Origin of the sequence: Gluconobacter japonicus, assembly GCF_015244665.1 — a bacterium.
GTDB classification, from domain to species: domain Bacteria; phylum Pseudomonadota; class Alphaproteobacteria; order Acetobacterales; family Acetobacteraceae; genus Gluconobacter; species Gluconobacter japonicus.
In genome coordinates this window covers 194,069-216,143 of record NZ_JABCQN010000002.1, presented here as the reverse complement: position 1 = coordinate 216,143, position 22,075 = coordinate 194,069, and the positions used below count along the sequence as shown (strand labels likewise).

Annotated in this window: 16 protein-coding genes; 7 read left to right on the top strand and 9 right to left on the bottom strand. The window is 55.4% G+C overall.

Annotated elements, in window-relative coordinates; genetic code table 11:
- Position 1 precedes the first annotated feature (1 nt).
- The 4 genes from HKD32_RS04405 to HKD32_RS04390 all read left to right on the top strand — a co-directional run bounded on the left by HKD32_RS04405 (position 2) and on the right by HKD32_RS04390 (position 7,679).
- Positions 2–2,590, top strand: coding sequence for an MMPL family transporter (locus HKD32_RS04405; protein ID WP_061931403.1), 2,589 nt, complete (start codon positions 2–4; stop codon positions 2,588–2,590).
- 92 nt (positions 2,591–2,682) lie between these two features.
- Complete coding sequence (locus HKD32_RS04400; protein WP_061931401.1) at positions 2,683–3,231, top strand: VOC family protein; 549 nt, start codon at positions 2,683–2,685, stop codon at positions 3,229–3,231.
- A 3-nt stretch (positions 3,232–3,234) separates the two neighbouring features.
- Positions 3,235–3,753: a cupin domain-containing protein gene (locus HKD32_RS04395; protein WP_061931399.1), complete on the top strand. Its 519-nt coding sequence runs from the start codon at positions 3,235–3,237 to the stop codon at positions 3,751–3,753.
- 830 nt (positions 3,754–4,583) lie between these two features.
- Positions 4,584–7,679 carry a TonB-dependent receptor plug domain-containing protein gene (locus HKD32_RS04390; protein WP_228118771.1) on the top strand — a complete coding sequence of 1,032 codons (3,096 nt, stop codon included), beginning with the start codon at positions 4,584–4,586 and terminating at the stop codon, positions 7,677–7,679.
- A gap of 72 nt (positions 7,680–7,751) precedes the next feature.
- Here HKD32_RS04390 and HKD32_RS04385 read toward each other — a convergent pair whose 3' ends face one another.
- The 3 genes from HKD32_RS04385 to HKD32_RS04375 are packed head-to-tail and all read right to left on the bottom strand — an operon-like array spanning position 7,752 to position 10,230.
- Positions 7,752–8,987: an NAD(P)/FAD-dependent oxidoreductase gene (locus HKD32_RS04385; protein ID WP_061931397.1), complete on the bottom strand. Its 1,236-nt coding sequence runs from the start codon at positions 8,985–8,987 to the stop codon at positions 7,752–7,754.
- A gap of 41 nt (positions 8,988–9,028) precedes the next feature.
- Complete coding sequence (locus tag HKD32_RS04380) at positions 9,029–9,982, bottom strand: nucleoside hydrolase (protein ID WP_061931395.1); 954 nt, start codon at positions 9,980–9,982, stop codon at positions 9,029–9,031.
- Positions 9,979–10,230, bottom strand: coding sequence for a DUF3297 family protein (locus HKD32_RS04375; RefSeq protein WP_061931393.1), 252 nt, complete (start codon positions 10,228–10,230; stop codon positions 9,979–9,981). The genes HKD32_RS04380 and HKD32_RS04375 overlap by 4 nt, the downstream gene beginning before the upstream one ends.
- A gap of 128 nt (positions 10,231–10,358) precedes the next feature.
- Between HKD32_RS04375 and HKD32_RS04370 the strand changes: the two genes are divergently transcribed.
- The 3 genes from HKD32_RS04370 (at position 10,359) to HKD32_RS04360 (ending at position 15,728) form a co-directional block, all read left to right on the top strand.
- Entirely contained in the window at positions 10,359–11,543 is a 1,185-nt protein-coding gene (locus HKD32_RS04370; RefSeq protein WP_061931391.1) for a lipase family protein, read from the top strand.
- Positions 11,540–12,343, top strand: a complete 804-nt coding sequence (locus HKD32_RS04365; RefSeq protein ID WP_061931389.1) for an SDR family NAD(P)-dependent oxidoreductase — start codon at positions 11,540–11,542, stop codon at positions 12,341–12,343. The genes HKD32_RS04370 and HKD32_RS04365 overlap by 4 nt, the downstream gene beginning before the upstream one ends.
- 79 nt (positions 12,344–12,422) lie before the next feature.
- Positions 12,423–15,728, top strand: a complete 3,306-nt coding sequence (locus HKD32_RS04360) for an efflux RND transporter permease subunit (protein ID WP_061931387.1) — start codon at positions 12,423–12,425, stop codon at positions 15,726–15,728.
- Positions 15,729–15,732: 4 nt separating this feature from the next.
- On the opposite strand, the gene flgA is transcribed toward HKD32_RS04360, so the two are convergent.
- From flgA to HKD32_RS04330, 6 genes are all read right to left on the bottom strand, one after another.
- A complete protein-coding gene (gene flgA / locus HKD32_RS04355) occupies positions 15,733–16,716 on the bottom strand; it encodes a flagellar basal body P-ring formation chaperone FlgA (RefSeq protein WP_061931385.1) in 984 nt (327 codons plus the stop codon).
- A 2-nt stretch (positions 16,717–16,718) separates the two neighbouring features.
- The gene (gene flgG, locus HKD32_RS04350; protein WP_007284063.1) at positions 16,719–17,510 is read right to left on the bottom strand and encodes a flagellar basal-body rod protein FlgG; all 792 of its coding nucleotides are present in this window, start codon (positions 17,508–17,510) and stop codon (positions 16,719–16,721) included.
- A 33-nt stretch (positions 17,511–17,543) separates the two neighbouring features.
- Positions 17,544–18,284: a flagellar basal-body rod protein FlgF gene (gene flgF / locus HKD32_RS04345; protein WP_010503060.1), complete on the bottom strand. Its 741-nt coding sequence runs from the start codon at positions 18,282–18,284 to the stop codon at positions 17,544–17,546.
- Between the two features lie 75 nt (positions 18,285–18,359).
- Positions 18,360–19,532 (bottom strand): GNAT family N-acetyltransferase, encoded by a 1,173-nt coding sequence (locus HKD32_RS04340; protein WP_061931383.1) that lies wholly within the window; start codon positions 19,530–19,532, stop codon positions 18,360–18,362.
- A gap of 119 nt (positions 19,533–19,651) precedes the next feature.
- Positions 19,652–20,119: a RidA family protein gene (locus HKD32_RS04335; protein WP_010503058.1), complete on the bottom strand. Its 468-nt coding sequence runs from the start codon at positions 20,117–20,119 to the stop codon at positions 19,652–19,654.
- A gap of 62 nt (positions 20,120–20,181) precedes the next feature.
- Positions 20,182–21,954, bottom strand: coding sequence for a chloride channel protein (locus HKD32_RS04330; protein WP_061931382.1), 1,773 nt, complete (start codon positions 21,952–21,954; stop codon positions 20,182–20,184).
- Positions 21,955–22,075: the final 121 nt, after the last annotated feature.

Sequence of the window (22,075 nt, the reverse complement as noted above, 5' to 3'; positions counted from 1 at the left end):
CATGTTTTCGGATCTGATCGGCCGGCTGAATGCCGCCTGTGCACGTCGTGCGCCACTGGTGGTGGTTCTGTTTGCGCTTCTCTGTGCGGGATGTGTCGCACTAAGTATCACGCGCCTCAGTGTAACAACTGACACCGGCAAGATGTTTGCCAGCAGTTTGCCCTGGAAACAGCGGACGGACGAAATGAATCGTCTCTTCCCGCAGGATGACAATCAGCTGGTTGCCATCATCGACAGCCATATTCCGGAACAAGGCAGAGCCACCGCTCGGGCACTCGCAGCCGAACTGGGTAAGGATCATGACCATTTTGAGCTGGTCAGCCTTCCGGGTGATAACCCCTTCTACAACAGCCATGGCTTTCTATTCCTGGACAAGAAAGATCTGGAGCCTCTGCTTGACTCCATCGTCTCTGCCCAACCTTTTCTTGGAACGTTGGCCGCAGATCCATCAGCCCGGGGACTATTCGGTGCTTTGGGCCTGATCGGAGACGGCATCAAGGCAGGTCAGGGTATTCCCAGCGGCTTTAATGGCGCTCTGGATGGATTTGCAGAATCCCTGACGCAAGCCGCAGCAGACCATCCGCAAGATCTTTCCTGGCAAAATCTTCTGGTTGGACGACTGGCTGAATTGGGCAGCCGGTACGAATTCGTCGTTACAAAGCCGAAGCTAGATTATAGCTCTCTTCAGCCCGGACAGGGCGCAACCACTGCCATGCGTCGGGCTATCGACAACCTCGAATTCGTGAAGTCCGGGCAGGCCTCAGGCACCATTACAGGCGAAGTCAAACTGAACGACGAGGAATTCTCGACCGTTGCGCACGGCATGGTTCTGGGACTGGTGATTTCACTGGTTCTGGTCGCACTTTGGCTGATTTTGGCTGTTCACTCGATCCGCGTCATTGTTCCGATCCTGCTCACGTTGATTTCCGGTCTTCTCCTCACAACAGGCTTTGCGGCTCTGACGGTGAAGGAACTGAACCTCATTTCTGTCGCCTTCGCGATCCTGTTCGTCGGCATCGCTGTGGATTTTGCCATTCAGTATTGCGTTCGCTTTCGTGGGCAACGTCATGATGACGGCACAATGCCCACCCTCCACGACGCGATTGTTCTTACCGGGCGTGAAAGTGGGGCCCAGATTCTCGTAGCCTCGCTGGCAACTGCGGCAGGCTTTCTCGCCTTCACACCAACAAGCTTTATCGGTGTTGCACAACTCGGTCTGATTGCCGGGTTTGGGATGCTGATCGCGTTCTTCTGCACCATGACACTCCTCCCGGCGCTCCTTTCCCTTTTCCGGGCAAAGCTTGGTGCCGGGGAGCCAGGTTTCACGTTCATGGCGCCTGTCGATCATCTTCTGCGTCACAAACGCAAGAAAGTTGTCGGTGTCTTCGCGCTTCTTGGTGTCGTTGGTGTCGCGCTCATGCCGCTTCTGAAGTTTGATGCAGACCCTCTGCACACAAAGAACCCCAATACTGAGGGGATGCACGCACTTCACCTTCTTGAAGATAACCCGATCACTACGCCGTACTTCGCACAACTTCTGGTTTCGAACATTCAGGACGCTGCAAAAAATGCCGCAGCCTTTTCAAAACTGCCCAGCGTGCATGATGTCCTGTGGCTAGGAGCTCTGGTCCCTGATGACCAGACCGACAAACTGGCCATGATCGAGGATACAGCGTCTATCCTGCTGCCCACCATCACAGTTCAAACCCCAGCGCCAGAACCGGATGCCGCCGCTATTCGTGCTGCTGCCTTAGCTGCCGCCGTCAAACTGAATGACGTCAAAGCACAGCTTCCCGCGCCGCTGGAAAAGATCCGTCAGGCACTCACAACACTCTCAACTGCGCCGGATGCCACACTGATCAACGCCAGCCACGCCCTGACGCGCTTCCTGCCTGACCAGCTTTCCATGCTGCGTACTGCCTTGCAGCCTCAGGCGATCACAATCGACAACATCCCCGCAGACATTCGCAAGGATTATGCCCTCCCTGATGGTCGCCAGCGCCTGACCATTCACCCGAAGGGACAGATCTCTGAAACCCCTGTGATGCACCAGTTCGTATCCCAACTGCGTTCGGTCAATCCTGATATCAGTGGTCCGGCCATGGAGATTACAGAAAGCGCCAATACAATCGTTCATGCGTTCACTGTGGCTGCTATTTCCGCGCTCATTATGATCAGCATCATCCTGCTGGTTGTCCTGCGCCGCATTCTGGATGCAGCCCTTGTCATGGCACCCCTTCTGCTTTCCGCGCTGCTAACCGTCATTCTGATCGTCACAGTTCCTGAAACACTGAACTACGCAAACATCATTGCCCTACCGCTCCTTTTGGGCGTCGGGGTGTCGTTCAACATCTACTTTGTGATGAACTGGCGTGAAGGAATCAAAGGTCCGCTGACGTCCCCAACAGCACGTGCCGTCCTGTTCTCAGCCTTAACCACCGCAACAGCGTTCGGATCTTTGGCAACTTCGGCCCACCCGGGTACGGCCAGTATGGGTCGCTTGTTGCTGATGTCTTTAGGATGCACATTGATCTGCACCCTCTTCTTCGTGCCAGCCCTGTTGCCCAAGCGCTCCATCGACGAAGCCTAAACAGTAACATTTCGCCATAAACTCACGAGAGTCATGGAAACCATGACCCTCTTCCATCTGTTGAGACCTTTACGTTAGCGAAGGATCTCTCCATGCACCCTGACCATTCGGGACTTCCACGAGGCATAGATCACGTGGGCGTCACCGTCCCGGACATCAACGTTGCCATCACATTTCTGGAGGCGGCTTTTGGGGCGGTTGCACTCTATCGCAACGTTACCTCCGCCTCCCCTCAACAAGGCTCACGTACAGAAGCAATTCTTGGTCTCCCGCAAGGTACGGTCGTCTGGGAAATGTGCATGATGTCCCTCGGTCACGGGCCTGGTATCGAACTGTTCGAAATGCACGGTCCAGATCAACACACAGCGCTTCGTGCCTGTGATTTCGGCCTTCAACATTTCGCGGTCTACGTTGATGACATCCATGCCGCCTGCGCCCGCTTCATAAAAGCCGGTGGCGAACTGCTCACCGAACCGCAAGGTCAACCCTCCCTCGAGGCTGGTCCGGGAAACATGTTCTGCTATGGCCGCGCTCCGTGGGGCATGATCATCGAACTTCTGTCCACTCCAAGCCGAGAGCGCTTCGACGATATCGCACCAACCAAACGGTATCAGCCCCCTCCACGCCATGAGGAATCATAAGCCATGCGACGCATTTTGCTTTCCCTCACTGCCGCCTTTGCGCTTGTCACCTGTCCCCACGGAACACTGGCGGCTGATCCGGCACCTCCAACAACTTATTATTGGCACAACTGGACGGATCATAACGGCATCAGCCACATGACGCGCTGTCCATTCCACAACTATATCCTGAAAACCATGTCCAAGCCTGCTGGCCCACAGTGGCAGGATCGCCTCAAAGAAGGGCAGGCACAGATCATCTCTACGGTACAACCTGCGCATTGGGATGGAAGCTGGCACCCAGATCCGAAAGTCCAGTGGATCATCCCCCTTAAAGGAACCTGGTACGTTACGGCCATGGATGGAACACGCGTTGAGATGGGTCCGGGCGATGTTTCGCTCGGGGAAGACCAGATGAGCCGTAAGGATTCAAAAGGTCATATCGGTCATTTTGCAGGCAACGTTGGTGACGATGCCGTTACCCTGATGGTCATTCAAACGGATGAGGTACCAACTGTAGACCAACCTTGTCGATTCAAATGATTGGGTATTTTAGGAGACCAACCTCTATGTAGAAAACAAATCATTCAATATCCGGCGGTGAAAGCACTGGCTTCGGCGCAAAAACACGCATTCAAAAAGCTTTCATGCACAGAATATCGGTGAGGTTCCAACTCTCGGAATGCGCCCGATGACCGACGCCGAAGCAAAGATTATTCGGTAAGATTTCACCCCGTTCCCAAACATCATACGCAGGTCTGGATTACTCATTGACCCATTCCGGCGAGACCAGAATCTCGCCTCACGCAAACGATAGTCCAAAACGGGCCCTACTTGCGTGTAACTTCTTCTGGCACAACCTGAAATAGCACTGAAATTTTCCCGTGCATGCAAGACATCCAACGTATTGGATAGGGCCCTGCACTTCCGCGTTGTACCACAAAGAAAATTATTACTCTGCATTTCTAATTATAAATAAAAATCATAAATTAAGAAAGAAAACCAAAAAATACTTATTATTTATTTAACAAACCTCTTATATTATTAACAAACACTCCAATAATTCCAGATTTTCTGAACAAACCAATTTATATTTCCTTGAATTTTTCATGAAAAATCCATGGATAAAATTCTCATCATTACGACATGAGAAATTTTTTATATACGATAACATTTCATACCAGAATTGAACTACACTTTACAAAACACACCTTTCTCAATAAACATACTTTGAAACAATAGTGTCAATTATGACACATATAGAAATTCTTGATCTTGATTACGTTTGTTTCTATTGCGGACCAGTGACGTTTTCTTTCAATTTTGTAACTGAAGATACAATTGAAACGTTACGCGCAAGGAAACCGCTTCTCATGTCAGCGTCTCCACCCAAGCAAGGCCGCACCGGGATTTTCCGGAGCGTACCAACAGGTTTTCTGAAAATTACACTTCTGGCGGGCATCTCATATTGTGCCATCCCAGTTACAGAGGCCAATGCGCAGGCTCCTGCCAAACATCATTCCACAACAAAAAAGAGTGCGTCGAAAGTTACTGCTCCCGTTCAACAGTCGGCTCCGGCAGTTCCAGCAACAAGCTCCGCTCCTGCTACCGCAGCCTCGACAATTACGCGCGTACAGAAAAAAGACCTGCAGCAGGTCGAATCTGTCCGTTCCGAACACGTCACAGTGACCGGCTCTCTGCTGCACGACCCAAACGTCAACAGCATGTCGCCGATCACACATATCAGCCGTGCGGATATGGCGCGGCGTGGATTTGCCAACGTAACCGACGCACTGCAGGCGCTGTCTTCGAATGGTGCGGGTAGCCTGACCAACGCTTTCTCCGCGAACGGCGCTTTTGCGGGCGGTGCCTCTGCACCTTCGCTTCGTGGTCTGAGTTCAGATTCCACGCTGGTACTGATGGATGGACAGCGCCTGTCCTACTATCCATTGTCTGACGACGGCCAGCGTAACTTCGTTGATACCAACTGGATCCCGTCATCCATCATGGAATCCACGGATGTCCTGGAAGACGGCGCAGCAACCCGTTACGGTGCTGATGCGGTTGCTGGTGTCATCAACTATGTGACCCGCAAAGAAATCAAGGGGTTTGAAGGCAATGCGGAAGGTGGTTTGTCCCAGCGTGGGGACACCGGGCACCAGAAGCTTTATGCCACCTACGGTTTCGGTGATCTGCGTCAGGATGGCTATAACGTCTATATCAACTCCGAATATCAGCAGGATGACGCCCTCTATAATCGCCAGCTTGGATATCCATATAAAACCGGCGACCTGACCAAACTCGGTGGCGAGAACGGAAACACCAACGTTCTTGGGTCTGATGGCTCCATTTCGAATTTTGGTGCCACCCCCGCAACAGTCGTCCGCCCGAGTGATGGTGGTCGTGGCGGTATTGGACCATATCAACTTCTGAACCCAGCTGCAGGATGTGGTTCTTTCGGCTCTCTGGTCAGCGGAAACGCGGCTGGAACACCGGCAGGATCCATCAGTCAGGCTTGCACCCAGAATGCTGTTGGTGATTATTCACAGGTCTCTCCGTCTCTCCGCCGGATCAACGCCACAATTCATACGACTGTGCAGGTTACACCGCGTTCCCAGTTGACCGCGATGTTTACCTATTCTCAGGCTCTTTCTACTTACACCGGCACACCTGTCAGTATTCGTGTACAGTCTCAGGCTCGTGCAGCGAACACCCTCAGCACGCCTCTGCCCGTGTATCTGCCTGATGGATCGCTTAACCCAAACAACCCATTCGCAGCGCAAGGTCAGGCGGCACAGGTTATTGGCATGTTCAGCGATATTCAGCGCGTGAACACCCAATTGAGCCAGAACTTCCGCGGAGCCGCCCGTTACAATGGTTCCGCTGCCTCCAACTGGGGCTCTGACTGGAATTACGATGTTAATTTCGTCGGTATGAACACAACGCTTGAACAGACTATTCTAGGCGTTCCGACAATTCGCGGGATTCAGGACGCCATCACTAATGGCACCTACAACTTCGTTGATCCATCCAAAAATACCAATGCCGTTCGCAAAGCCATTGCACCGCCAAACGTCATGAACGCCCGTACGCAGGAATATTCTGGCGAAATGTCGCTCAGCAAAGGCCTGTTCAAACTACCCGGCGGAACGGTCGATCTCGCGATCGGTGGCAACGTTCGTTACGAGTCCCTTAACGACCCCAGCGCCAACCCCTACGATCCGTCCGATCCAACAGCGCAGTACACGGGTGCGATCAATCCGTTCAATGCACAGGGCAGCCGCTGGGTTGAATCCGGCTTCTTCGAGGTGGGCCTTCCGTTCCACAAAATGCTGTCTGGCAACATTGCTGGTCGATACGATCATTATTCGGAAGGCTTTAGCCACTATACACCAAAAGCAGGCTTGATCTTCACACCCGTCAAGCAGTTCTCACTGCGCGGCACGTTCTCTCGTGGATTCCGCGTTCCGAGCTTTGCGGAAACGGGCGGTTCCAACGTCGGTTACACGACGTATCAGCCTCGTAATCAGGCTTGGATCAACCAGCATCTTAACCCCAATGGCACGCCAGACAGCTATGCCCAGTCTTACAGCATTGGAACGAACGCCAGCGGCAACCCCCGTTTGAAGCCGGAAATCGCCACCAACTTTACAGGCGGCGCTCTCATCAAACCAACCAACTGGCTAAACTTTAGCTTTGATTACTACTACATTAAGAAGTCGAATTATATTGCACCCAACCCGGTTAGCACGACATCTGTCGCTGAAGCCTATCTAGCCGGTGAAGCTCTTCCAGCTGGCGTCAGCGTCACTCCGGAAATTGTCGACGCACAGCACCCAGACGCACCGGTACGTCCAGCACTCATCAACCTTGGCTACCTGAACACCAATAAGGTCGTCACAGATGGTGTAGATTTCAAGGTTTCTGCAACATCCCGTCTGCCGGGTGTCCTGCATGATGTGCGCTGGATCAGCACTGGGAGCGCTACGTATGTTCACAGCTTTAATCTGACAACGCCAGACGGTCAGGTGCAGCATTACGCTGGAACAATTGGTCCTTTTGGTGCTGTTTCAGCATCAGGTACGCCCCGCTGGCGCGCAAACTGGTCCAACACGTTCATTTACAAAAAACTGGCGGTTACACCGACCGTCTATTACACTAGCGGTTACAAAACTGTAGCTGAAGATCAAACGGGCGCGGGAACCCGTAATACCTGCTCCAGCTTTGGATCCATCCAGCAGGCTTTCACGCCCAACCAGTGCCGCACCAAGGCATTCTGGGACGTCGATTTGACCGTCAACTACCGGTTCAACGACCGGTGGAACGTGTACGCAAACGTTTACAACCTCCTTGGCTTCAAGTCCCCGTATGACTTCGCAACATATGGTTCCTATCTGTACAATTCCGCATGGAGCCAGCAGGGCCTGATCCTTCGCTCATTCCACTTCGGCGTGAATGTGACCCTCTGAACAGACCAGAAAGACAACAAAAAAGGCCGGGAGTTTCCTCCCGGCCTTTTTTATTTCTACACCTATTAAGGTTCAGGTGCTTTCTTTGACCTTGTGCTTGACCTTCACATCATGCCCTTTGAGCATTCCCTGCCAATACAGCCGCGGAAAAACCTCAGTTTTCAGCAGCCAGGCAAAACGACTCGGCTTGCGCTGGTCGTATGGGAAACTGGGAGCAACCTTCCCACCATACAGGAACTCTGCAAGCACAACCTTGCCATAAGCAACCGTCAGCGGGCAGGCACCATACCCATCGTAAGCACCTGTCTGCGGCCGGCCATCCAGAGATGCGAGCAGGTTGGTCACAACAACTGGTGCCTGTTCACGGGCTGCGGCGGCTGTCTTGGCATTGCTCGTGCCCAGAACATCTCCAGCCCCGAACACGGTATCGTATTTCACATGACGCAGGCTCGATGGGTCGACATCCAGCCATCCACCCGCATTGGCCAGAGGGCTTTTCTTTACAAAGTCCGGCGCGCTCTGTGGGGGAACGACATGCAGCATGTCGAACTTGCGGACGACAGTTTCGTCCGTTCCAACGATCTGGAAGGTTGCTTCCCGCTTCTCACCGTCCACCTTGATGAGATTTTCCTTCTTGTGAAGGTTGATCCCATAGAAGTCGATCTGGCGCTGAAGAGACGGGACAAAATAGCTCACCCCGAACAGCGCATCTCCCGCAATAGAGAAATCAACTTCCGTACGGTGGAGTGACCCTTCCTTACGCCAATGATCGCTGGCCAGGTATACGATCTTCTGCGGAGCACCTGCGCATTTGATCGGCATCGGAGGCTGTGTGAACAGAGCCTTCCCGCCATCCAGATGGCGAATGCACTCCCAGGTATAAGCAGCGGTTTCGCGCGAATAATTGGACGTCACGCCATTACGGCCAAGCGTTTCGGGCAGACCCTCGATCTTGTCCCAGTCCAGTTGCAAACCCGGGCAGACGACAAGGCGGCGATATTCAACAACACGCCCGCTTGCCAGCGTGACAGTGTTGGCATCCGGCTCGAATGAAACCGCACTATCCCGAAGCCAGGTGACGTCTTTCGGGATCAGGCCACCTTCCTGGCGTAGCGTTTCCGCCAGTGTCATGACGCCTGCACCTACAAGCGTCCAACCCGGCTGGTAAGCATGCGTCGTTGAGGGTTCAATGATTGCCACCGAGAGGTTCGGTCTCTGGCGCTTCAGTTGAGCAGCAATTGTGATGCCAGCGGCACCACCGCCGACGATGACAACGGAGAAGCGATCCTGTGGGGTCGGGTCTGGCATGTTCGATGCTCCAAAGTCACGGGACTGACAATGAGGGAACCCTAGGTCAGACGGGCCAGTCTTTCCGTCAGACGGGTATAAAACGCGTCGGAATCAACGTGATCAATCCACAACGCATTGGACGGGCGATCGGTTACTTTCCAGAGATCAACAACACTCTGCCCAAGGCAAAGAGGCGCCTCGACCTCAATCTCAACATTGCACTCCCGACCACTGAACAGGTCTGGCCACAGCAGCCAACCAATCGTCAGTGGATCATGAAGAGCGCCGCCTTCCCAGCCGTATTTCATCTTCTCGAAGCGATCTTCCGCTCCAAGCATCCGCACCACCATATCTCCCACGGGCGTTTTCAGGCCTGCAATCGGCGCAAGCCTGCGTGGTGTGGCGATAGCGCGATGAGTGACGTCCAGCGGCAGAAGCGTCGCGGGAATGCCCGCAGCCATCACGATTTTCGCGGCATGAGGGTCAACGAAGAAATTGAACTCGGCGGTTGGTGTAATGTTGCCGCCTTCCCGCTGCGCGCCGCCCATCGCGACAAGACGGGCAATTTTTGGCGCGATATCGGGGGCATGCGTCAGGGCGTGCGCCAGATTGGTCATCGGACCCAGGCAGACAAGCGTGATGCTGCCTGCGGGCTCTTTCCGAAGCACATCGACAAGATGCGTTGCCGCATCAATCGCCTGCTCACGAAGCCGGGGTTCAGGCAGGTTTGCCCCCCCCATTCCCGTTTCCCCATGCACATGCTCAGCGCTGATGGGCGCCTTATGGAGCGGACGAGCCGCTCCCGCATAGACAGGGACATCCTCGCGTCCTGCCAGTTCAAGCAGGGCACAGGCGTTCTTGGTCGTCTGGGAAAGCGGCACATTCCCAGCAACGGTCGTGATCGCTTCCACCTTCACTTCTGGCGAGGCCAGCGCCAGCAGAATCGCCACGGCATCATCCTGTCCCGGATCCGTGTCAATAATGATCCGGCGTGGGCTGACCTGTGTCATCATGCGTCTTTCGTGTCGTCCTTGAACCAGGCTTCAACCGGCCCGGTGACCTTCAACGTCATTGGACGGCCCTTACGGTCAACAGCCTTGCCTACGGACAGACGAGCCCAACCTTCGCTGATGCAATATTCCTCAACATTGGTCTTCTCTTCGCCCTTCAGACGAACACCAACACCGCGCATCAGAACGTCTTCGTTATAGTAAGGGCTGTCTGGGCTGGCGCACAGACGATCGGGAGGGGTATCGCTCATGGTCTATCCTTTTCTTACTGTGCCTCTTCTGTAGCGCCGGATGGCCAGTCCTCCAAGTCAGGAAGGCTCCCCGCAGACAACCTCCGCTGCTATGATGCGTTTTCCTGCGCTGGAGATCACAAGCAGCCATGACCCTGACCCGTTTTTACAAGACACTCGGTACAACCGCTCTTTTCGGACTGTCCCTCGCTCTTCTCTCAGGCTGCGCGTCTCAGGACGATGGGGATTCCTACTCGCTGAGCGCACCGGTCGCCGCCGGACAGGCCATTCAGATCGATCATATGATCTCCCATATTCCGGGACAGGCCTGGCGTCTGACTTACCGGAGTTCGGATGCCCGAAATCCGAAACAGCTTGTGCGCGTTTCTGCTGAAGTCCTGATCCCACGCGGCACACCTCCCGCTGGCGGCTGGCCTGTTCTGGCGTGGGGACACGGAGAGAGTGGCCTTCACCTGACCTGTGCCCCTTCAGTCATGGGTCTGGGAACGGTGCAGGAGCATTTCTATGCGCCATGGCTGCAACAGGGTTTTGCGATCGTGGCAACGGATTATCCGGGCCTCGGAGAACCAGGGGATGCCCTGCTGCTCAATGCGCGTTCTGAAGGCATGAGCATGCTGGACTCTGTCCGCGCCGCCCATGCCCGCTTCCCGTCCATCTCCCTGACAACCGTTCTCAGCGGTCATTCGCAAGGTGCTCAGGCTGCTCTTGCAGCTTCCGCCATGGCTGCAACCTACGCGCCACAATTACATATCGTCGGAACGGTCGCGGTCGCTCCGCCTTATCTCGACGCGCAGGGTGTTCAGGATCTTCTCCATCCGCGCAATCCGCACAGTTTCTCGCCAGCCGTGCCCGAACTTCTGTCCTTGGGTGCTTCCCTCTCGCAGGCCGACCCATCCTTTGATCCAAACGCTGTATTCACGACGCGGGCACTGGCGCTCATGCACGACGCTGCCACAACATGCAGTTCAGACTTCTTTCCCACGGCCCACCGCTCTGGCCTGACACCGGCCTCCACGCTGCGCCCCGATGCGGAAGCAGTTCTGACACCTGCGTTGAAATGGGCAGAATATCCCTCCCTGTCACTTTCCACGCCGGTTATGATCGCAACAGGAACACAGGACATTCATTCTTACCCCAAGGAGCAACAACGTCTGGTTTCCGCCCTCTGTGCGGCTGGAACATCCGTCACCCATCACACTTATGGCGGCGCAAGCCATAACGGAACACTCAGTGCCGTAACGACAGATGCCCATACGTTTGTGCGGTCTCTCATGTCAGGACAAACGCCCCCCAGCAGTTGTCCCGCCCGGTGAAAATCCTGATCACAGGTGCGGCCTCTGGCATTGGTCGAGGGCTGGCGTGTCGGCTGGCCCGAGCAGATCACCACCTTGTACTGGGAGATTGTGACCCTAAGGGTCTGAACGAAACACGACGTCTTTGCGAAAACCTGGGCGCTACTGTCAAAACCCGCGTTCTTGATACGCGGGACCGAGAGGGCATGGCCGAGTGGATTCATGCAGAAGCGACCAGACGACTGGACATGGTCTTCGCCTGTGCTGGCATTACAGGCGGCCTTCCGCCAGCAAACACGGCCATTCCTATGGTGGAACGCGAAGATCATGCCCGTCTCATGATTGAGACCAACCTTCTAGGCTCCCTGAACACGCTCTTCCCTGCCATGGACGTCATGAAGAAGCAGGCTCTTGATCCACACGGCCGGCGAGGCCGGATCTGCGTAATTGCTTCAGTAGCCGGGTTTGTGTCCTATCCCGGTACCCCATCCTATTCTGCTTCCAAGGCAGCGCTTGACCGCTTCACGGTGGCAACCGCTTCAACACTGGAAAAATCAGGGATTACCCTAACCAGTGTCTGCTGTGGTTTTGTAGATACACCAATGGTTAGAAAAAACCGTTTTCCTATGCCAGGACTGGTTTCAACAGACACAGCCGTACGTCACATTCTCCGGGGAACACTGCTTGGTAAGCGACGTGTCACCTTCCCGAAATGGCTTGTTCTCGGCGCAAGGCTGACGGATCTTCTGCCACCACGACTGACAGAACTTTATTACTGCCGTCAACCCTCGGCCCAACCCCACGGAATGCCGGATTACTGATCATTCTCATCGCACGAAATGACTTTTCGTGTCCTAATGGTAATGACCAAAAAGCCGTAATCGAGGATAAGCTGTCGGCATGAATTTCTGCCGCCTGTTCATTGATCGCCCCGTCGCGACGACCCTGATGTCCATCGCCATCTTCATGGCGGGTCTCATCTGCTATCCTCTACTACCTGTTGCGACGATGCCCGATGCAACGACGACCAACATCATGGTCGTGGCGACCCAACCAGGCGCCGACCCGCAACAGATGGCAACCTCCGTCACGACGCCGCTGGAGCGTCGTCTCGGCTCAATTGCCGATCTGCAACACATCGAATCCGATACCAGTCAGGGGCAGGCGCAGATCTTTCTGGAGTTTTCTTCTTCCCGAAATATCGATGGAGCCCTGCGAGACGTCCAAGCCGCGCTCAGAGCGGCACGGAGTGACCTGCCTTCCGGTACTCTGGATGACGATCCCCAGGCGTTTAAACTCGATGGAAGTGGCTTTCCGGTTTACCTGCTCAGCATCACAACCGATCAGCTGACGCAGGCCGAGCTGTATGACGTGGCGAATATTCAGGTCAAACCCTACCTCGCTCAGGTCAAGGGCGTCGGTCGTGTAGAAGTCGTCGGATCATCAAACCCTGCTGTTCGCGTGGAACTCAATCCCGGCCCCCTCTACAAATGGGGTATCGGATTTGAAGATATCCGGACCGCGCTCGCATCGGCCAACGCCTTCACGCCTAAAGGCTTCATCGACAGTCACGGCAAGCGGATGCTGCTGTCCACCAACGATCAGGCGGTCAGGGCGGACCAGTATCAGGATCTGATCGTCGGATACCGGAACAGCTTCTACCCCGTTCGCCTCAAAGACGTTGCCAAGGTCTATGATGGCGTTCAGGACGTTTATCAGACCAGTTACATCAATGGTCACCGCGCCATTACGATGGTCGTCTCAGGGCAACCGCATGCCAATACCGTAGAAATCGTCAACGGGATCAACGCCAATCTGGACAAGCTGAGAGCTGGACTGCCAGGAAGCGTAAAACTGGTTGTAGGGCTGGATACTTCCCGCTCCGTCCGGGCCGCCCTCGACGATGCCAAGGAAGCCCTTGTCATCTCGGTTATTCTGGTAGTTCTGGTCATCCTGCTGTTCTTCCGAAAAGTGATGACGACCGTCATTCCTGCCGTCACGGTGCCGATCGCCCTATCAGGCACCCTCGCCGCCATGGCGTATTTCAACTTTACGCTGGACGTCCTGTCCCTGATGTCCCTGACAATCGCTGTCGGGTTTGTGGTGGACGATGCGATCGTGGTGCTGGAGAACATCGCCCGTCACATGGAAAACGGAATGGACCGTTACGAAGCCAGTATTGTCGGGTCTTCCGAGATCGGGTTCACGGTCCTGTCCATCAGCGCGTCCCTCGTTGCTGTCTTCATCCCGCTTCTTTTCCTTCCGGGAACCGCAGGCTCGATCATGTTCGAGTTCTGCATGACCATGATTTCCGCCATCGTGATCTCGATGTGGCTGTCCCTTACGCTGACGCCCATGATGTGTGCACGTATGCTGGAGATTGACCATGGAACAGGCCCTCGCACTGGCCTGAGCGGTGCGATCATCCGCGTTACGGAAGCAGGCCTAGACGGCATGGTCCGCCTGTATGCACGCTCCATGCACTGGTGCCTTCGCCATACGGTTCTGATGGGCCTCACCCTTCCTCTCAGCTTCATCCTGCTGGTCGGGTCCGTCATCATCATGCCAAAGGAGTTCATTCCTGAGCAGGACATTTCCTTGATCGGCGGCCGTATCAAAGGAGATGCGACCATGTCCTTTGATGAAATTGATCGCCGATTGCGCGCTGTTGGAGCCATCGTCCAGAAAGACCCGGACATTACATCCACCACGATTTTCAGCGACGACAAGAATTCGGGTGAACTTTACCTTCACCTCAAGGAAAAGAGCGACCGCGCTCCCGTAGCCACGGTCCTTGCCCGTATTCGCAAAGCCGTTCCGGTTCAGCCAGGCGCAGACGTCATGTTCTGGAACGTCGGTGGAAACAGCCAGGGCGGCAGCAGCCAGAAGAACACCGGCGCCTACCGTTATGTGCTCCGCAGCGAAGATATTGCCAGCCTGACCAGCTATCTGCCGAAGATGTTGGGGGCCTTGCGCGCATCGGGGAAGATGATCAACGTTTCATCTGCAACAGAAAGCCAGTCCGTCGCTGCCTATATTACCGTACACAGGGACACAGAAGCGCGATACGGCGTAACGCCTCAGCTTATCCAGAATGTCCTGTATGATTCTTACGGTCAGGCCATTGTTTCCACTATTCATCTGCCACTCACGACACACCGTGTCATCATGGTCCTGGATCCCAAATATCGGACAGACCCGAATACATTGCATCAAATCTGGATTTCAACTTCGGCTGGGACGGCTGCCGGTGGCGTAGCGTCAAACCTGATCCGGGCCAAAGCCTCTACCACTGCTACGGAAAGCACCTTCGCGTCTCTTGCTTCCTCATCTATCCAGAACTCTCTTGCCAACCAGATTTCTGGCAACAAATCGAGCGGTTCAGCCGTGTCGTCTTCGACAGAAACCATGATCCCGCTGGATAATGTGGCCTCCGTTCTATGGAGGCAGCAGCCACTCGATGTTACCCATCGTTCTGGCTATTATTCGACAGCGATTTCCTTCGATCTGGCTCAGGGTGTCACCTATGCCCAAGGTGTCAAACTGATTCAGGACACCATGAAGGAAACGCATGCTCCTGACGGCATTTTGGGTGAATTTACAGGCACTGCAGGCGATACGACCAAGGTCATGATCAATGCTCTGATCGCTTTCGCAGCCGCGATTGCTGTCATGTATATCGTGCTGGGTATTCTCTATGAGAGCCTGATCCATCCCATCACGATTCTTTCAACGCTTCCCTCCGCTGGCATTGGTGCGGTCATGGGGCTGTGGTGTTTTGGGCTACCCTTCAGCGTCGTGGCGGTCATAGGGATTATTCTTCTGACAGGTATCGTGAAGAAAAACGCCATTCTGGTCATCGACTTTGCGATCCATGCCGAACGGTCTGAAGGGTTGTCTCCCAAAGACGCTATTTTCAAAGCGTCCATCACGCGCTTCCGCCCCATTCTCATGACGTCCCTCGCTGCGGCTCTCGGGGCCGTACCGCTGATTATCGGGCACGGCTATGGTAGCGAAATGCGTGCGCCGCTGGGTGTCTCCGTGCTGGGCGGAATGATCGTGAGCCAGCTTCTCACGCTTTATACGACGCCGATTGTCTATCTCTGGATGGATGCGATTGGGAAATGGGTGCGCCGACTAAGTGCAAGGATCGTACAGCGTATTCACCGACTGGGCCGTTCCAGCTCCCAACCAGAGAAAGCCTGATTTTTCAGAGTGTCGGCAGGCTTACCGCCTCCGGGCGGTTCCGGCTGTCAGCAGAGAGAGGTGTGATACCTGGAATGACTTCTACTTCCGTTCTGCCAATAACACGCCCAGTCAGAACCATACGGCTGCTTGCATTATAGACATGCACCATGTCGCCCTTTCCCCCTGCTTCCATGACAGTGCCGGACACAGTCAGGTGCAGGCTTGACTGGGAGTAGGACAGAACGACTGGTGATCCGCGCCTGACAAGCTGCGGATGAACAAGCTGCGAAGAGGCGAGAACCTGCCCGGCAGACAGGCTGCTCCTTGTTTCCAACCCCACGGCATCATCTATCGATTGCAACGCATCATCCGGAACGTCTGAAGACCTGACCAAAGTTACACTCACATCTTCAGGGAGAATGGGTTGCCCCGGCCGAACAGAATGCCGGAGCGCAACAGCCTTAACTTCCATCGTCACGGTGCCGGTAACAGGAAATGCGGTTCCTTTCCCACCTGTACTTGAAGGAATTTCCATACGAGCACTGAAATGTCCTCCTTCATGGGACGACCAATCAAGATGCAAAACAGTCGGAGCCGCTGTCTCCTGAGCAGGGACAGCCACCGGTTTAAAACCGACCAGGGTCATTTCAACATGCGCATCTTCCGGGAAGTCGAAGCTTTGCCTCAACACGGGCAGCACATCGTCTTCTTCAATCATCCGGGTTGCGCGCGTTACGGTTGTGGAGACGAGAGGCGAAGCGTCTGGCCAGTCCACCCCGAATTGAGCAGCGATCGCTGTAAGCTGAGGTCCACCGACAACGTAGTTGCCTCCCAGCGCGGGCGCATCGCCAATGTCAGCATCCTGCCCGGCGGTCAGACCAGAAAACAGATCGGACAAACGAACCCGTGGATGGTCGACGCGAATATTGGTTCGCAAAGTTGCTGCATGCACAGACCCAGAGGCGAGCAACGCCAACAGGGGTAGGCACGACAGCCCACGCCCCATGATTAACGACCACCCAGATTGTTAAGGGTCTGCATCATGTCATCAGCGGAAGTGATGACCTTGCTGTTCATCTCATAAGCACGTTGCGCTGTAATGAGATCAGTAATTTCCGTCACAACATTGACGTTGGAATTCTCAACATACCCCTGCATGACACTGCCATATCCGGTGGTATTTGGTGTTCCCAGCATCGCGTCCCCAGACGCAGTGGTTGGCGTGAACAGATTCTGCCCCATAGCATCCAGACCGTTCTCATTGGTGAATGTCGCAAGCTGGATCTGACCAACCACCGTGGAGTTATTCTGTCCGGCAACCGTCACACTCACCTGCCCGGACTGATCAATGCTGACGCTCTGGGCATTGTTGGGAATCGTGATGGTCGGGCTCAACTGGTAACCATCTGCCGTGACGAGCGATCCCGTATTATCCATCGAGAACGTACCGTCCCGGGTATAGGCCAACTGCCCTGACGGAAGCTGGATCTGGAAATAACCTTTTCCCTGAACGGCAAGATCCAGAGAATTGCTGGTCTGCTCCAGACTACCCTGATCATTGATGCGGTAAATCGCTGCTGTTTTTACGCCGAGACCGACTTGTGCACCGGACGGAACCGTCGTGCCAGTATCGGAAGAGCTGGTGCCGACACGGCGGATGTTCTGGTAAATCAGATCCTGAAACTCGGCACGCGAACGCTTGTAGCCTGTCGTGCTCATGTTCGCGATATTGTTGGAAATGGTTTCAACGTTGGTCTGCTGGGCCTGCATGCCCGTTCCGGCGATGTCGAGTGCGCGCATGTGGAATGTATCCTTGTCCCGTCAGGAAAACTGTCAGGCTGAAACCTGAACGATTTTGTCGATTGCGTTCTGCTGGCGGGTCGCTTCGGCATTCACGAACTGCGCCATAAAATCAAAATTGCGCTGGATATCCATCATTTTCGTGACTTCAGACATCATCTGCACATTGCTGCCTTCGAGCATCCCCTGCATGACCTGCGGGCGATCAACAGCATTCGTCGGCTGGTCAGAGCGCAGAAGATGGCTGCCTTCTGCCTGAAGCGTATTGTTGTCGCGTGCCGTCACGATCCCGATCTGCCCCGCCTCGCCGGTTTCAGTTGAAATCACACCGTCCGATGAAATCGTCAGCCGATGATCGGTTGTTGGCAGGACGATGGGCTGCCCTTCGCGATCCAGAAGCGCATTACCCGCTTCATCGACAACGGTTCCGTCCTGCTGCTTCTCAAAGCGCCCGGCACGCGTCAGTCGTACACCGTTGGCTGTCTGCACCTGAAAGTAGCCTTCCCCGCCCAACGCAAGGTCGAGCGGATTTCCGGTCTGTTGCAGATCGCCCTGCTGGAAATCCCGATAGGTTGCGCGGTCCTGGGTATAAGCCTGTGTCTCGGAGCCTGTTGGCTGACTGGCGGCGTGCTGTTTGGACAGATAATCGCTGAACAGAACGCTTTCGCGCTTATAGCCAACCGTCGAAGCGTTCGACATGTTGTCCGCGACGACCGACATGGCACGTTGCTGGGCGTCCATACGCGAAAGGGCAATATAGGTACTGTTCTCCACGACTGAAGCTCCGGCATCCCGCTGTCAGGAAAGAGCTTACCCGTCAGACCCTTTCCCAATCGTTAACCGGCACGATCAGGACGAGTCGTCCTGACGATAGGGAGAATATTCCGCAAGGGCTTCTGCTTCGTCGCGAATGGCCGCCCGCTCTTCATCCAGAAACGCCGCCACCGCATTGCGCAGGCCGGGGTCAGCAATGGCATGAGCAGACTGTGTAAAGGCTGGCAGATAGCCACGCTGGATCTTGTGTTCCCCCTGAGCGCCGGCCTCAACGCGGCTCAGACCATGAGCAATCGCAAAGTCGATGGCCTGATAGTAACAGAGCTCGAAATGCAGGAATGGCCAGTCCCCTTCACATCCCCAGTTCCGGCCGAAAAGCGCATCCTGCCCCATCAGGTTCAGCGCCCCGGCCACAGGCTTGCCCTCATGCTCGGCCATCATCAGAACCACCCGGTCCCCCAGTCGCTTCGAAAGCATCGGGAAAAATGCTTCCGAAAGGTAAGCACTCCCCCATTTCCGGTCGATGGTGGATTGATAGAAGCGATAGAACGCGGACCAGTCAGCGGGCGTGATATCCTGCCCGCGCCGGGTCACGAAGGTCAATCCACAGGACTGCGCGGATTTCCGTTCCTTGCGCAAGGCCTTGCGTTTGCGGGAGGACAACGCGTTCAGGAAGTCTTCAAAACTGCCATATCCCTGATTATGCCAATGATATTGTACGCCAAGCCGTGTCAGGTATCCCGCTCTTTCGAAAGCCGCCATGGACTGTTCGTTGCAGAAGGTCGCATGAACGGACGACAGACCTAATTGGGACGCAGCCTGCATAAGCCCCGCTGCAAGAGCCTGCCCGACAGCGTCTGGGTCTGGCAGGTCTTTCCGAAGCAAAAGACGTGGACCGGGGACAGGAGAGAAGGGCACAGCGCACTGGAATTTAGGGTAATACCGACCCCCGGCGGCTTCATAGGCCCGCGCCCAGGACTGATCGAAGACATACTCTCCCATGGAATGGGCTTTTCCATAGAGAGGAGCCAGTGCCAGAATGGTTCCGTCCGGGGCACGAAGGGCTGCATGACGTACCAGCCAGCCTGTTCGATCTGCAACGGAGCCACTATCTTCGAGTGCAGATAAAAACGCGAATGAGACGAAGGGATTTTCGTCTCCGGCACAGGCGTCCCATTCAACAGAACCAATGTCGTGAATGGACGCGTGTAGCGTCAGAGACCACTCCGGCTCCGAGGCGTTATTCATGAGGGCTGATCCTGCAAATCTGTCTGACGCATCTGGATAAACGTGTGGCTCAGATGAGGAAAAACAACCTCAGCCCTCTAAATGGTGGGAAGCCTTGAGAGCCTCCCACCTTGGCAGCCTCAGACGACTTCGAACAGAGCTTCGACTTCAACCGGCGCATTCACCGGCAGGCTCGGAACACCAATCGTCGAACGGGCATGACGACCTGCGTCACCAAAGACTTCAACAGCCAGATCAGACGCACCGTTCATGACAACAGCGTGCTCGGTGAATTCCGGCGTGCAGGCAATGAAGCCGCCGAGACGCACAACGCGCTTGATGCGCGACAGATCACCGCCCAGCGCTGCTTTGGCCTGAGAAATGACGTTGATCAGGCAGGCGCGGGCACAAGCCACACCAGCATGGTTGGACACTTCGTCGCCCAACTTGCCCGTGATGAGCAACTTGCCATCCACCAGTGGAAGCTGACCGGACACGACAAGCAGGTTCCCCGTCAGAACGGTTGTCACATAATTAGCGACCGGCGCAGCAGCTTCCGGCAAGGTGATTTCGAGAGCGGCGAGACGATCTTCAGGCGTGTTGGACATGGAAATTCTCCTGTGAATGGGCTGTCATGTTGAAGCGCCAAGGCCGTAATGCCAAGAGTGCTTCACGTTGAAGCACCTTCCCCGGCGAGCGTGCGACGACTGCGCTCCAGTTCCTCGGCATATCGGCGAAGCGCATGCTGTTCCGTGAGGATACCCACCACCTGCCGTGACTGGAAATCTTCGACGACGACGAGGGCATCAGCTTCTGCACGCTCGAACAGTTCCACAGCTTCGCGGACCGTCAAAAGCGGTGTGAGCATGGCATTTTCGAAGTGTGCCAAGGCCATGACGGGTGTGGCGGCTGGCGGAACAGCCTGCAGTTCCGCCACATTGACCATTCCGACATAACGCCCATCCCGATCCAGAAGAACAATCCGCTGAGCCGACCCAAGAGGAAAAAGAGCCTGCACCCTGTTGAGTGGTGTGTCGAAGGGGATCGTCCTGACCTGTCCGCGCATCATGCGACGGACATTCAGGGAGCGCATCCAACCGATATCCACAGCGGAGCGAATGGACTCACCCCGAAGATGAAAGCGCCAGGTTGCGAAACTGTACCCGAACAGGCGCCGGACGGTCAGTAACGAGAGCACTGCGGCCACGAAGGTCGCGCCACTCATGGAAATACTGCCCGTCAGTTCCAGCAGCAGGCATACCATGGTCATGGGGCTGCCAATGATGGCCACTGCCATGGCACTCATGCCGATCAATGCACAGGCTGTCGGCGAAACGGGGGCCAGACCCAGCCATTCGAGTAGGGCCCCGTACACGGTTCCCGCCAGCGTTCCGAGATAGAGAGAGGCAAAGAAAAGGCCGCCCCGAAAGCCGGAGCCAATTGAGATGCAGGATGCCAGAGCTTTGAGCAACAAGAGACCCAGAGCCATCCAGGGTGTGATCCACCCTGCAAACACTACACGCATTGCATCATGCCCGGCAGACAGAACTGAAGGGTGAAGAATGGCGAGCCCTCCGACAAGACACCCGCCAACGGCAGGTTTCAGCCAGACAGGACCAGGCAGAAGCCGAAACAGTGTTTCCGTCTGGGTGACGCAGTACATGACGCCAATGGCTGTGAGTGCGGACAGTACGCTGATGATGACAACGCTGAAACTGCCATTCCATGTTAGCACGCCTGGGTCCGCGATCATGACGGCGGCAGGCATATGCCCGAACAGATGTGCGACGCCGACGCCTGCGAGCGCAGCAATCGCAACGGGAGACAGACTGACCAGCGAATAGGAACCGATGACGAGTTCGAAGGCATAAAATGCCCCGGCAACAGGAGCATTGAACGCAGCCCCGATGGCCGCGCCCGCCGCAGCCCCAACCAGAACACGCAGATCTTCACGCCGGACACGAAAGGCCTGCCCAATCCGGGAGCCCAGAGCAGCAGCGATCTGAGTAAAGCCGGCTTCGAGCCCGATAGACCCTCCAACCCCGTTGGAAATAACGGTCTGCAATGCGACGATCAGACTGTCACGGACAGACATGCGCCCGCCATGAAGGGCATTGGCTTCGATCGGATCGACGGGCCGGCGGGGCATGATTTTGCTGAAGACAACCCCAAACAGCCCCAGAGCAAGGCCGCCCAGCGTCAGAACCATCAGAACACGCCAGGGAGGCAACCATGTCAGGCCAGACAGATGGCCATTCATGGTGTTGCCTCTGCCAAACAGAACACTGTGCAGAGACAGCGTCACGGTTGTTATCAGCACCACGCAAAGGCCCGATACCGCGCCAACAACCGCTGCCAGAACAGCGAGCCAGATTTCATTGGCACGAACCATCGCTCGCAACGTCACAGGGGCCAGAGCCGGATGACGAAGGAGAGAGCGCATGTGACGCTTCAGACGAAAACGCAATTCGTTACGGGCGGGACTGGTGGACAAGTGGTCTCCCCGACGGCAGGTGTAGTTCTGTTTGGCCGCAACGCTGTTTTCAATCAACTGCTGTCACGGA